This is a genomic window from Sphingomonas flavalba (genome assembly GCF_004796535.1).
In the GTDB taxonomy this organism is placed as follows: Bacteria; Pseudomonadota; Alphaproteobacteria; order Sphingomonadales; family Sphingomonadaceae; genus Sphingomonas_L; species Sphingomonas_L flavalba.
Map to the genome: position 1 here is coordinate 85,991 of NZ_SPHY01000010.1, position 11,988 is coordinate 97,978.

At 68.9% G+C, this 11,988-nt stretch carries 13 protein-coding genes; 5 read left to right on the forward strand and 8 right to left on the reverse strand.

Annotated elements, in window-relative coordinates; all coding sequences use genetic code 11:
- Positions 1–139: 139 nt before the first annotated feature.
- Complete coding sequence (locus E4A53_RS10775) at positions 140–1,513, forward strand: class II 3-deoxy-7-phosphoheptulonate synthase (RefSeq protein ID WP_136163109.1); 1,374 nt, start codon at positions 140–142, stop codon at positions 1,511–1,513.
- A gap of 34 nt (positions 1,514–1,547) precedes the next feature.
- Here E4A53_RS10775 and E4A53_RS10780 read toward each other — a convergent pair whose 3' ends face one another.
- The gene (locus tag E4A53_RS10780) at positions 1,548–2,042 is read right to left on the reverse strand and encodes an SH3 domain-containing protein (protein ID WP_239018264.1); all 495 of its coding nucleotides are present in this window, start codon (positions 2,040–2,042) and stop codon (positions 1,548–1,550) included.
- A 110-nt stretch (positions 2,043–2,152) separates the two neighbouring features.
- Here E4A53_RS10780 and E4A53_RS10785 point away from each other — a divergent pair, with 110 nt between their 5' ends.
- Positions 2,153–3,151, forward strand: coding sequence for a 2-hydroxyacid dehydrogenase (locus E4A53_RS10785; RefSeq protein WP_136163110.1), 999 nt, complete (start codon positions 2,153–2,155; stop codon positions 3,149–3,151).
- 49 nt (positions 3,152–3,200) lie between these two features.
- Here E4A53_RS10785 and E4A53_RS14665 read toward each other — a convergent pair whose 3' ends face one another.
- Positions 3,201–3,338, reverse strand: a complete 138-nt coding sequence (locus E4A53_RS14665; protein ID WP_168694366.1) for a hypothetical protein — start codon at positions 3,336–3,338, stop codon at positions 3,201–3,203.
- Positions 3,339–3,647: 309 nt separating this feature from the next.
- Between E4A53_RS14665 and E4A53_RS10790 the strand changes: the two genes are divergently transcribed.
- Positions 3,648–4,217, forward strand: a complete 570-nt coding sequence (locus E4A53_RS10790) for a TMEM165/GDT1 family protein (protein ID WP_136163111.1) — start codon at positions 3,648–3,650, stop codon at positions 4,215–4,217.
- 49 nt (positions 4,218–4,266) lie between these two features.
- Here the strand turns inward: E4A53_RS10790 and E4A53_RS10795 are convergent, their stop codons facing one another.
- The 6 genes from E4A53_RS10795 to E4A53_RS10820 form a co-directional block, all read right to left on the reverse strand.
- On the reverse strand, positions 4,267–4,965 hold the full coding sequence (locus E4A53_RS10795) for a glutamine amidotransferase (protein WP_136163112.1): 699 nt from the start codon (positions 4,963–4,965) through the stop codon (positions 4,267–4,269).
- A gap of 4 nt (positions 4,966–4,969) precedes the next feature.
- Positions 4,970–6,373, reverse strand: a complete 1,404-nt coding sequence (locus tag E4A53_RS10800; RefSeq protein ID WP_136163150.1) for an NAD(P)H-dependent flavin oxidoreductase — start codon at positions 6,371–6,373, stop codon at positions 4,970–4,972.
- 306 nt (positions 6,374–6,679) lie between these two features.
- Positions 6,680–7,150 (reverse strand): glutathione peroxidase, encoded by a 471-nt coding sequence (locus tag E4A53_RS10805; protein WP_136163151.1) that lies wholly within the window; start codon positions 7,148–7,150, stop codon positions 6,680–6,682.
- Positions 7,151–7,170: 20 nt separating this feature from the next.
- Positions 7,171–8,721: a PQQ-dependent sugar dehydrogenase gene (locus E4A53_RS10810; RefSeq protein ID WP_136163113.1), complete on the reverse strand. Its 1,551-nt coding sequence runs from the start codon at positions 8,719–8,721 to the stop codon at positions 7,171–7,173.
- Positions 8,722–8,793: 72 nt separating this feature from the next.
- Positions 8,794–9,468 (reverse strand): ABC transporter ATP-binding protein, encoded by a 675-nt coding sequence (locus E4A53_RS10815; RefSeq protein ID WP_136163114.1) that lies wholly within the window; start codon positions 9,466–9,468, stop codon positions 8,794–8,796.
- Positions 9,461–10,711 (reverse strand): lipoprotein-releasing ABC transporter permease subunit, encoded by a 1,251-nt coding sequence (locus E4A53_RS10820; RefSeq protein ID WP_136163115.1) that lies wholly within the window; start codon positions 10,709–10,711, stop codon positions 9,461–9,463. Before E4A53_RS10820 ends, E4A53_RS10815 begins: the two co-directional genes overlap by 8 nt.
- A gap of 465 nt (positions 10,712–11,176) precedes the next feature.
- Here E4A53_RS10820 and E4A53_RS10825 point away from each other — a divergent pair, with 465 nt between their 5' ends.
- Together E4A53_RS10825 and E4A53_RS10830 are read left to right on the forward strand one after the other, a co-directional pair.
- Positions 11,177–11,635, forward strand: a complete 459-nt coding sequence (locus E4A53_RS10825) for an Hsp20 family protein (protein WP_136163116.1) — start codon at positions 11,177–11,179, stop codon at positions 11,633–11,635.
- 67 nt (positions 11,636–11,702) lie between these two features.
- Complete coding sequence (locus tag E4A53_RS10830; RefSeq protein WP_136163117.1) at positions 11,703–11,912, forward strand: hypothetical protein; 210 nt, start codon at positions 11,703–11,705, stop codon at positions 11,910–11,912.
- The last annotated feature ends 76 nt before the right edge of the window (positions 11,913–11,988 follow it).

The following is an 11,988-nucleotide window of genomic DNA, read 5'->3' on the forward strand; positions in this document are numbered from 1 at the left end:
GATGGATGAGCGGTTCGGCGGGGAGCGCCCTTTTGAACCCCCGCTTTCGTGGAAGCAGGACCATCCGCCGCTCGCCTTGCCCCGGGTCGATTGATTTTCCCGCCCGCTTACCGCAAGGCGGGAACGAAGGAGCTTGATGATGGCGGCGAAGTGGACGCCCGATAGCTGGACCACGCACGAGGCGCGGCAGCTTCCGACCTACCCCGACGCGGCGGCGCTCGGCGCGGCGACGGCCGAGCTTGGCAGCTACCCGCCGCTGGTCTTCGCCGGCGAGGCGCGCGACCTGAAGGCGGAGTTGGCGACGGTGGCGGAGGGCAAGGCTTTTCTGCTCCAGGGCGGCGACTGCGCCGAATCCTTCGCCGAGTTCCACCCGAACAACATCCGCGACACGTTCCGCGTCATCCTGCAGATGGCGGTGGTACTGACCTATGCGTCGAAGCTGCCGACGGTGAAGGTCGGCCGCATGGCCGGGCAGTTCGCCAAGCCGCGCTCCGCCGATACCGAGGAGCAGGGCGGCGTCACCCTGCCCTCCTACCGCGGCGACATCATCAACGACATCGCCTTCGCGCCGGAGGGGCGGGTGCCCGATCCGCAGCGGATGATCCGCGCCTACAGCCAGGCGGCGGCGACGCAGAACCTGCTGCGCGCCTTCGCCCAGGGCGGCTATGCCAACCTGCACCAGGTCCATCGCTGGACCCACGACTTCATGGGCCGCAGCCCATGGGCCAAGAAATATGCGGAGACCGCCGACCGGATCAGCGACGCGCTGGAGTTCATGGCGGCGTGCGGCATCAGCCCGGACACGGTGCCGCAGCTAAAGGCAACGCAGTTCTACACCAGCCACGAGGCGCTGCTGCTCCCCTACGAGCAGGCGCTGACCCGCGAGGACAGCCTGACCGGCGACTGGTACGACACCAGCGCCCATTTCCTGTGGATCGGCGACCGCACCCGGTTCGACGGATCGGCGCATGTCGAATATCTGCGCGGCATCGGCAATCCGATCGGCATGAAATGCGGCCCCAGCCTGGAGCCGGACGCGCTGCTGCGCCTGCTCGACACGCTGAACCCGGCGCGCGAGCCGGGGCGGATGACGCTGATCACCCGTTACGGCTACGACAAGATCGAGAGCGGGCTGCCACGCCTCATCCGCGCCGTCCAGCGTGAGGGGCACCCGGTGGTGTGGTCGTGCGACCCGATGCACGGCAACGTCGTCAAGGCGAACAACGGCTACAAGACCCGGCCGTTCGACCGGATCCTGGCCGAGGTGCGCGGCTTCTTCGCCGTCCACCGCGCCGAGGGCAGTTTCGCCGGCGGCATCCATGCCGAGATGACCGGCCAGAACGTCACCGAATGCACCGGCGGCGCGGTGGCGGTGACCGAGCAGAGCCTGGCCGACCGCTACCACACCCACTGCGACCCGCGCCTGAACGCCAGCCAGTCGCTGGAACTGGCGTTCCTGCTGGCCGAAATGCTGAACCAGGAAGTGAAGGAACGGCGCAAGGCGGCGGCGTAAGGCGGGAGCGGCGCGCGGGCCTGTCCCGCCGCCGCTAGCGCACGACCTCGTCGGGGCCGACGCCCCATAGGTGGGCGGTTTCGACATAGCCTTTGCGGCCTTTGCCGGCGTCGAAGGCGCACCAGCCGCTGGCGCAGTCCCTGATCTGGCCGATGACGCCGGCTTCCGCCCGCCAGACGACCTTCGCGGCCGGCGTGGGGGTGGCGCGCAGCGGGCGGGTGCCGCCGACGACGATCGCGGTGCGGGTGTCGCTGAGCAGCACGCTCAGCATCCAGCCGGTCGTGCCGTCGACATCCTGCACCTTGCGCCAGTTGGTGTGGTTTTCGGTGTAGGTTTCCACCACTTTCAGCGGCATGGCGCGGCGGTGGTAGAGCCACAGCGTCGGGAAGTTGCGACCCGGCCCGCTGCGCATCCGCGCTTCCCCGGCGGCGATCGACACCCAGTAGGGCGGCGCCTTCTGCTGGGCGGCGGCCGGTTCCGGGGCCAGCATCAACCCGACCATCAGCGCCACACCTGCCGCTACGCGCACCGCCCGCCCTTTCCTGTCACCAGCGCCCCTGTTGCCAAAGCCGCCGCCGATCAGCAAGGGGGCGGCCGCAGGGCATTGACGTGGCCGGGCACCCGCACGATAGCCGCGCAATGGCCGATACCGCCCGCCCCAGCCGCCCCGCCGTCATCGTTACCCGCGCGCTGCCCGCCGGGGTGGAGCAGCGGATGGCCGACCTGTTCGCCGTCACCCTGAACCCGACCGACACGCCGATGGACCGCGCCGCGCTGGCCGCCGCGATGGCGGAAGCCGACGTGCTGGTGCCGACCGTCACCGACGAGATCGACGCCGAGTTGATCGCCGGCGCCGGCCCGCGGCTGCGGCTGATCGCCAGCTTCGGCGCCGGTACCGACCATATCGACCTGAAGGCGGCGCGGGCGAAGGGCATCATCGTCACCAACACGCCGGGCGTGTTCACCGACGACACCGCCGACATGGTGATGGCGCTGATCCTGGCGGCGCCGCGCCGGCTGGCCGAGGGCGAGGCGCTCGTCCGCTCGAAGCAGTGGCGCGGGTGGAGCCCGACGTCTATGCTCGGCCGCCGCGTGTCCGGCAAGAAGCTGGGCATATTGGGCATGGGCCGGATCGGCCAGGCGATCGCGATGCGGGCGCGCGGTTTCGGCATGGAGGTGCATTACCACAACCGCCGCCGCCTGCCCGAAATCGTCGAGCGCGCCGTCGCCGCCCACTGGCACCCGGACCTGGACGCGATGCTGACCGAGATCGATTTCCTGTCGATCAACTGCCCGCACAACGCCGAGACCCACCACATGATCGACGCCGAGCGGCTGGCGCTGCTTGGGGCCCATTCCTACCTGGTCAACGTCGCGCGCGGCGAGATCGTCGACGAGGCGGCGCTGGTCGACGCGCTGCGCGACGGGCGGATCGGCGGCGCCGGGCTGGACGTCTATGCCGAGGAACCGCACGTGTCGGACGCGTTGATCGCGCTGACCAACGTCGTGCTGCTGCCACACATGGCGTCTGCGACGGTCGAGGGACGCGACGCGTCGGGCGCCAAGGTAATCGCCAATATCAAGGCCTGGGCCGACGGCCACCGCCCGCCCGATCAGGTGCTGGAAGGCTGGGCGTAGGACCGATCGCCGCGCCGTCGCGCGGCATCGCGATGACGGATGCTTCCGCCTATATGCCGCGCCCCGCGAGCAGCGCAGCGAGGCCGCCTGCGAGGACCGCCGCGCCCAGCCACAGCCGCGCCGCGCTGGTGTAGGCGGCGAGCGGCAGGCCGATGACACGGCCGAGCAGGCGAAGCGGATGGGCCATGACCGATAGATGGCACCGCCCCCTCCCGCTTTCCAACCGGCAATTCCGCTCTCTGCATTCGCTTTTTGCGATCAGCCGCAGCTTCGCCGCTTGCCAGCGGCGGCAGGGGCGGCTAGCCAGCGGCCCGTCATCTGGGGAGTAGCCACCCGCGCAAGCGCGGGCGCCCGCCGTCAACATGCTTGGTCGAGAGACCGTGGCGGCGGGGAACGGACCACCGTTCCGGCAAGACCAATGGCGCCGCGCTTTCGCCTCGCCGGGCGGAAGGCCCGGTGCTTTTGGATCAGCCGCCCGGCCCCGGAGTCGCCCGCCATGGACCCCCTGCTCACCTCCACCGCCGTCGTGGCGCTGGCCGAGATCGGCGACAAGACGCAACTGCTCGCCATCGTCCTCGCCACCCGTTTCAAGCGGCCATGGCCGATCGTCGCCGGCATATTGGTCGCGACGCTGGCCAACCATTTCCTCGCCGCGCTGGCCGGGGCGCAGGCGGCGGCGCTGTTCGACGGGCCGCTGTTCCGCACGCTGGTCGCGCTGTCGTTCATCGCGATGGCGGCGTGGACGCTGGTGCCCGACCGGCTGGACGACGCCGAGGCGGAGCCGGCGCGGTTCGGAGCGTTCGTCACCACCGTCATCGCGTTCTTCCTGGTCGAAATGGGCGACAAGACCCAGATCGCCACGGTCGCGCTCGGCGCGCGCTACCATGCTGCGCTGACGGTCACCGCGGGGACGACGCTGGGCATGATGCTGGCCAACGTGCCGGCGGTGCTCCTGGGCGACGCGCTGGTCCGCCGGGTGCCGCTCACCATTGTGCGGATGATCGCGGCGGCGCTGTTCCTGGCGATCGGCCTGTGGCTGCTCGCCGCGACGGCGGGGTGGGTGTGATGGGAGCGACTGCGTGGGCTCCCGCTTTCGCAGGAACGTATCGAGGGGTTCAGGCGAGGGCGGCGAGCCACTCCGTCATCATCGCCCGGCCGGCAGCAACGGCGCCGGGGCCGAGGCGGTCATGGTCGCCGTGCAGTGTGCCGGGGTCGGTGCCGGCGCGGGCGATGCTGTCGGCGCCGCTCTCCACCCAGGCGCCGAAGCGCGGATCCCGACCCATTTCGGCATGGCATTGCAGCGCGAGGATCGACCGGCCCCGGCGGAACGCCTGATGCGGGTAGGCGGCGGTCGAGGCGAGCAGTTCGACACCGGCTGGCAGGTCGAACGTGTCGCCGTGCCAGTGGAGCACCGGCACGGCGGCGATATGGGCGACCGGCGAGCGGCGGCCGATGTCCGACAGGGTGACCGGCGCGAAGCCGACCTCGCTGGTCGCGCCGGGATAGACGCGGGCGCCCAGCGCGGCGGCAATCATCTGGCTGCCGAGGCAGACGCCGAGCGTCGGCCGATCGGCGTCGAGCCGGTCGCGCAGCTTCTCCAGCTGTCGCGGAATCCACGGATGCGCGTCCGTTTCATAGACGCCCATCGGCCCGCCCATCATCACCAGCAGGTCCGGCGCGCGGAAATCGACATCGGCGAAGATCGGGTCGGACACGTCGACCCTATCGATCGCGTAGCCGGCCGCCTCGATCGGCTGGCGGAAGCCGGCTACGCCCTCATACGGCACATGGCGGACGACCAGCGCCCGTTTCACCCGCTCAATCCCCGGTCAGGATCCGGTCGACCAGCTGCTTCACCGTCGGCACGAAGCCGTTGGAATAGAATGGGTCGGTCTTGAAATTGAACGCGCCGTGGCCGGCGAACATCAGGTTGTCGTCGACCGGGCCGCCATGGGCGATGTCCTGCAGCGTCTTCTGGATGCAGAAGCTGCGCGGATCAGCCAGCCGGCCGGTGGAATTGGTCTCGGTATCCGCCCAGGACGAGAAGCCGCACTGGCTGAGGCAGCCCATGCAGTCCGCCTGATCCTTGCGGATCATGTCGCGTTCCTCCGGCGTGGTGAACACCAGCGTGTTGTCCGGGGTCTTGAGCGCGACGGTGAAGCCCTGCGCGTCCCATTCCCGCGCGCGCAGCAGATCGTTGCGGGTCACCCAGAAATTGCGGCCCTTGATGCCGACGTCGAGCTGGAACTGGTGGTCGCCCGCCGCCTCGCCGGAAAAGGCGATCTGCCGTTCGGAGCGCGCCTCGAGCCCGCGCAGGAAGGTGTTGCGCACCGCCGAGGAATAGAAGCCGGTCGGGGAGAAGCGGTGGAGCAGGATGTCGCCGTCCTCCAGCGTCATCAGCCGGGCCTTCCACCCGTCTGGGATCGGGCTTTCGCGGGTCAGCAGCGGCCGCGTGCCGAACTGGAAAGCGATCTGGCCCAGTTCCGGGTTGTCGATCCAGCTTTCCCAGTCGCGCAGATACCAGACGCCGCCCGCCATGACGATCGGCACGCTGTCGGCGATGCCGCCTTCGCGCATCGTCTCGCGCAGCGCCTTGACGCGCGGATAGGGGTCTTCCGGTTTCAGCGGGTCTTCGGCGTTGGACAGGCCGTTATGGCCGCCGGCCAGCCACGGGTCCTCGTAGACCACCGCCGCCAGCCATTCCGATGCCTTGGAATAGGCGCGCTTCCACAGCGCGCGGAAGGCGCGGGCCGAGCTGATGATCGGCAGGTAGTTGACGTTGTAGGAGGCGGCGATCTCGCTCAGCTTGTACGGCATGCCGGCGCCGCAGGTGACGCCCGCGACCATGCCGCGCGTCCGTTCCAGCACGCCGTGGAGCACGCGCTGGGCGCCGCCCATTTCCCACAGCACGTTGATGTTGATCGCGCCCTTGCCGCCGGCCATCTCAAACGCGCGTTTGACCTGATCGACGGCGCCGTCGATCGCGTACTGGACCAGTTCGTCATGCCGTTCGCGGCGGGTGCGGGATTTGTAGACCTGCGGGATGATCTTGCCGGTTGGATCATAGCTGTCGGCGTTGACCGCCGACACGGTGCCGATGCCGCCGGCGGCCGCCCAGGCGCCGGAACTCATGTGGTTCGACACAGCGACACCCTTGCCCCCCTCGATCAGCGGCCACACCTCGCGGCCGGCATAGAGGATGGGCTTTACCCCCTTGAACATCGATGCTCCCGTTTCATCCATGCGCCCGGCAGATAGGGCGTTCGACCGCCCTATAGCAGCCCGATGCCGGAATGGGACGCAAAAATGCGGCGCGGGCCGGTGCCGTCCCGGAACGCCCGGATCGGCTTCTAGAGTCTGTCCGCTTGAAGCGGAATCGGCACCAGCCCGCTCCCCCACCCGGCCTCCCAACGACAGTATCATGTGGGAGGCCGGGTGGGGGAGCGGGCGAAAGCGCCCAAGGTTCCGGCGATGCGCAGCATCGTTGGAAAGGTGCTGGAGGGTGGTGCCGCCTAAGGCGGACAGATTCTAAAGCAGCGCCTCGATCGCCGCGGCGATCGCCGCCGGCTTCGTCATCGGCGCATAGCGGGCGACGACGGCGCCGTCGCGGCCGACCAGGAATTTGGTGAAGTTCCACTTGATCGCCCGGATGCCGGCGAAGCCGCGGCGCTCCGCCTGCAGCCAGGCCCAGAGCGGATCCGCGCCGGGTCCGTTGACGGCGACCTTGGCGAACAGCGGGAAGGTCACGTCATACGTTGCCGCGCAGAACGCCGCGATTTCCGTGTCACTGCCCGGTTCCTGCTCGCCGAACTGGTTGCAGGGGAAGCCGAGGACGACGAAGCCGCGATCGGCATAGCGACGGTAGAGCGCCTCCAGCCCGGCATATTGCGGCGTGAAGCCGCAGCGGCTGGCGACGTTGACGATCAGCAGCACCTTGCCGGCATAGGCGGCCAGCGCCCCCGTGCCGCCGCCGGGCAACGCCGGGCGGAAGGCGAAGATCGGCGCGGCCGCCGCCGCGCTCACGTCGCCGGCTTCTTCTCGACGACGAAGATCTCGCCGTCATAGTCGACGATGTAGAGGTTGCGGTTCTCGTCCTGCCCGAAGCTGACCACGGCGTCGATCGTGCCCGCGTTCGGCACGAAGGCGCCGGTGCGAACGCGGAAGCTGCTGCCGGCGAGGGTGCTGCCGCGCTGGAGCAGCGCGCTCGGCAGGCTCCACAGGTGGCCGGTGACGAAATCGCCGAAGAAATAGTTGAGCTGCAGGCTGCTGACCGGCCCGCCATAGACGTAGCCGCCGACGATGGTGCTGCCCTGCACGTCGCCGGTGCCGTGGGCATATTCGGCGACCGGCGCGATCAGGCCGGTGGTGTCGCCGCCCTTGAACACATGCGTGCCCTCCAGGATCGGCCAGCCGAAATTGGCGCCCTTGTCGCTGGTGAGCAGGATGTTCAGCTCTTCCCAGCCATCCTGGCCGACATCGCCGAACACGACGTTGCCGGTCGCGAAGTCGATCGATGCGCGATAGGGGTTGCGCAGGCCGTAGGCGATGACTTCCGGCGCGCCGCCGCTGGTCGCGAACGGGTTGGCGGTGGGGATCGCGTAGTCCTTGTTCGGATCGCTCGGATAGGCGTCGCTCGCCGGATCGATCCGCAGGATCTTGCCGAGCAGGCTGTCCTTGTTCTGGGCGTTGTTGTCCGGGTCCCCCGCCCCGCCGCCGTCGCCGGTGGTGACGTAGAGGAAATTGTCCGGCCCGAAACCGATCCAGCCGCCGTTGTGGTTGTTGCGCGGATGCGGGATCTGCAGGATCACGTCGGCGCTGGCGGGATCGGCGACGTCCTTGTTGTCCGCCACCGTCTTGTAGCGCCGCACTTCCAGCGTGCCGGTCGCGTTGGTCAGGAAAACGTAGAAGGTGCCGCTGGTCGCGAAATCCGGCGCGGTGGTGAAGCCGAGCAGCCCGCGCTCGCCATCCGTGCTGATCTCCGCGCTGACGTCGAGGAAGGTGGTGGTCGCCGCCGGGCTGGTTTCCTTCGGGTCGAGGATGCGGATGCGGCCGGTACGTTCGACGACGAACACCCGCCCCTTCCCATCCGCGATCGGGTAGACGTAGACCGGCTGGTTGAAGCCGACGCCGACGCGGCGGACGCGGAAGTCCGAATTGGGCGCGATGACGTTGATCACCAGGTCCATCACCACCGGGTTGGTGCCGTCGGTGACCGTGATCTTGACCGTGTAATTGTTGTCGGCGCCGGTTGCCGGATCGTAGACGGGCGGGGTCTTGAACGACAGCGCGCCGCTGCTGGTGATGGTGAACAGCGCCTCGTCGGCGCCGCCGGTGATCGAGAAGGTCAGCGCTTCCCCGGTCGGGTCGACGGCGGTGGCGGCGTAGAAGGTGCCGGTAGTGCCCGATTCGACCGAGACGACCGACGGCGAGGTGAAGACCGGCGGCCCCGGGGTCGGCGTTGGGGTCGGCGTCGGCGTCGGCGTGCCGTCACCCCCGCCGCAGGCCGACAATGCGAGTGCCACAGCCGACGCGAAAGCGGAGCGGAACGCGAAACTACCGGAACGGGCCATCTCTATCTCCCTTGCCGCCCGCGCGATGCGACCGGACCGTGTGGATGCTGCCACAAAAAGCCGTGGCGTGTCTTAGCTTTCAAGCACGCCGTCGTGCAAACGGACTGTGCGGTCCATCTTCGCGGCCAGCCGTTCGTTATGGGTGGCGACCAGCGCCGCCGACCCTTCCCCGCGCACCAGGTCGAGGAACTGGGCGAGAACGATGTTGGCGGTCGCCTCGTCCAGATTGCCGGTCGGCTCGTCGGCCAGCACCAGCGCCGGGCGGTTGGCCAGCGCGCGCGCCACCGCCACCCGCTGCTGCTCCCCGCCCGACAACTGCGACGGGCGATGGGTCAGCCGGCGGCGCAGGCCGAGCGCGGCGAGCAACGCCGCCGCCCGTTCCGTCGCCGCGTCGGTCGGCACGCCGCGGATCAACTGCGGCAGCACGACATTCTCCTGCGCGTCGAAATCGGGCAGCAGGTGGTGGAACTGGTAGACGAAGCCCAGCGCCTCGCGCCGCACCCGCGTCCGCCCGTCGGCGTCGAGCCGGGCGGCTTCCTCGCCGGCGATGCGGATCGACCCGTCGAAGCCGCCCTCGAGCAAGCCGACCGCCTGGAGCAGCGTCGACTTGCCGGAACCGCTGGGGCCGAGCAGCGCGACGATCTCCCCTTCCGCCACGGTCAGGTCGACGCCGCGCAGCACGTGGATCGTCTCCTCGCCCTGGGTGAAGCTGCGCTTCAGCCCGCTGACCGCCAGCACGTCACTCATAGCGCAGCACCTGCACCGGATCGGTGCTCGCCGCCTTGTAGGCCGGGTAGAGCGTTGCCAGCACCGACAGCACCAGCGCCATGACGACGATCGCCACTACCTCCACCGGGTCGGTCCGCGCCGGCAGCTCGGTCAGGAAGCGGATCGACGGGTCCCACAGATTCTGGCCGGTGACGAGCTGGACGAAATTGACCACCGCCTGCCGGTAGAACAGGAACACCGCGCCGAGCACCAGCCCGGCGAGGATGCCGAGCACGCCGATCGACACGCCGACGGTCATGAAAATCCGCATCATCGCGCCGCGCGACGCGCCCATCGTCCGCAAGATCGCGATGTCGCGGGTCTTGGCGCGGACCAGCATAATCAGCGACGACAGGATGTTGAACACCGCGACCAGCACGATGATCGACAGGACGACGAACATCGCCACCCGCTCCACCGCCAGCGCTTCGAACAGCGTCGCGTTCATGCTGCGCCAGTCGGTGATCACCGCCTTGCCCTGCACCGCGCGCGCCAGCGGGGCGAGGATGGCGGCGACATTGTCGGGGTCGACGGTCTTGACCTCGATCATCCCGACCGCGTCGCCCAGCATCAGCAGCGTCTGCGCGTCCTCGATCGGCATGATGACGAACGCCTTGTCGTAATCGTAGACGCCAACTTCGAAGATCGCGGCGACGCGGTAGCTGACGATGCGCGGCACCGTGCCGAACGGTGTCGTCTGGCCTTGCGGGCTGATCAGGCTGATTTCCCCGCCGACCTGGGCGCCGAGCGATTCGGCCAGCCGCGCGCCGATCGCGACATTGTCGCTGCCCGGCTTCAGCGCGGTCAGGCTGCCGGCCAGCACCTTGCTGCGGATCGTCTGGTTGGCGCGGATATCCTCCACCCGCATGCCACGCGCCAGCACCGCTTCCACCCGGCCGTCGTAGCTGGCCATCAGCGGCTGTTCGATCAGCGGCGTCGCCTCCGTCACCCCCGGCGTCTTGCGCGCCTGCGCGACGACCGACTGCCAGTCGGGCAGCCGGCCGTCATAGCCCTGGACGACGGCGTGGCCGTTCAGCCCGACGACCTTTTCGAACAGTTCCGCGCGGAAACCGTTCATCACGCTCATCACGATGACCAGCGCGGCGACGCCCAGCATCACCGCGGCCAGGCTGATGCCGGCGACGAGGAAGATGAACGCTTCCCCCCGCCCCGGCAGCAGATAGCGCTTGGCGATCATGCGCTCGTAACGGGAGAGGATCATGAAGCGGCGGGTCCGGGAAGGGCGTAGCGCAAGGGCCACGCTCTAGGGCCAGGCGGGCCGGGTTGCAACCGGCGGCGGGGCTGTTGCCGAATGAACACATGGCGCGCCCAATCGTGGCGGCCCCGCCCGAATCGGGATGACAGGGCCGGGGCGCTCTCGTAGCGTTTGCGGACCGAAACGCAGGCAAAGCCGTGGTTCTGGGAGGCTGTCGCTCCGTTTGACTGCTTGAGGGGGCAGTCGATCGTCGCAGCGACGGCAAAGGGGGCTGGCGAGCATTCGTCACGCAGGGTGCCCGGATCGGAAACGGTCCGGGCATTCTGTTTTTCGTTCCCCGTCGCCCCCCCTTGAAAGCGGAAAATCGACAACCAGATCAGGGCTGCGCCATCGCCTTGACGGGATGCGCGCGGCGCCGCCGCAACGGGGCGCCGCTGGACCAAGTCATTTTGCTCATTGGAGGATTTGACCATGCGTAGCTTTGATTTCACCCCCTATCGCCGTTCAACCGTCGGTTTCGACCGGTTGTTCGACCTGCTCGAGAACAACCGCTCGCAGGCCGACAATTATCCGCCGTTCGACCTGGAGCGGCTGAGCGAGGACCGCTACCGGATCACCATCGCCCTGGCCGGCTTCAAGCGCGACGAGATCGACATCACCGCCCAGCAGAACCTGCTGCTGGTCAAGGGCAGCAAGGAGCAGGCGGCGCAGGACCGGTCGCAGTACCTGCATGTCGGCATCGCCAACCGCAGCTTCGAGCGGCGGTTCGAGTTGGCCGACTTCGTCCGCGTCGCCGGCGCCGACCTGGCCGACGGCCTGCTGACCATCGACCTGGTGCGCGAGGTGCCGGAAGCGATGAAGCCGCAGAAGATCGCGATCGGCGGCAACGCCACGGTCGAGCAGATCGACAACCACCGCGACGCCGCCTGACCGGCGTTGCGACAGGCGGGCGGCCGGGCACAATCCGGCCGCCCGCTTTTTTACCGATCGCCAACCAATGCGGGCGCATGACCCGCCAATGCTCTTTCCGTTCCGCCATCGCAGCATCTTCCGCAGCCGCTGGATGGCGCTGCTGTGGGCGGCGGGCGTGATCTGGCTGGCACTGTCCGTCGCCGCGCCGTGGGCGACCACCGACACGGACGACACCGCCGCCAACGCCAGCGCGCAACTGACGCCGGAGCAACAGGCGGCGCTGAACGCGCGATAGGGCGAGCGGTCTGGTCCCCGGCTGCGGGGATGGATTGCTTCGCTACGCTCGCCATGACGGGCGGATGATGGTGCCC

Bases quoted from the DNA above. Each gene is read 5' to 3' on its own strand.
- E4A53_RS10820 (WP_136163115.1), bottom strand. From the start codon at position 10,711: ATGATCCTCTCCCGTTACGAGCGCATGATCGCCAAGCGCTATCTGCTG.
- E4A53_RS10775 (WP_136163109.1), top strand. From the start codon at position 140: ATGGCGGCGAAGTGGACGCCCGATAGCTGGACCACGCACGAGGCGCGG.
- E4A53_RS10830 (WP_136163117.1), top strand. From the start codon at position 11,703: ATGCGGGCGCATGACCCGCCAATGCTCTTTCCGTTCCGCCATCGCAGC.
- E4A53_RS10785 (WP_136163110.1), top strand. From the start codon at position 2,153: ATGGCCGATACCGCCCGCCCCAGCCGCCCCGCCGTCATCGTTACCCGC.
- E4A53_RS10810 (WP_136163113.1), bottom strand. From the start codon at position 8,721: ATGGCCCGTTCCGGTAGTTTCGCGTTCCGCTCCGCTTTCGCGTCGGCT.
- E4A53_RS10815 (WP_136163114.1), bottom strand. From the start codon at position 9,468: ATGAGTGACGTGCTGGCGGTCAGCGGGCTGAAGCGCAGCTTCACCCAG.
- E4A53_RS14665 (WP_168694366.1), bottom strand. From the start codon at position 3,338: ATGGCCCATCCGCTTCGCCTGCTCGGCCGTGTCATCGGCCTGCCGCTC.
- E4A53_RS10790 (WP_136163111.1), top strand. From the start codon at position 3,648: ATGGACCCCCTGCTCACCTCCACCGCCGTCGTGGCGCTGGCCGAGATC.
- E4A53_RS10825 (WP_136163116.1), top strand. From the start codon at position 11,177: ATGCGTAGCTTTGATTTCACCCCCTATCGCCGTTCAACCGTCGGTTTC.
- E4A53_RS10800 (WP_136163150.1), bottom strand. From the start codon at position 6,373: ATGTTCAAGGGGGTAAAGCCCATCCTCTATGCCGGCCGCGAGGTGTGG.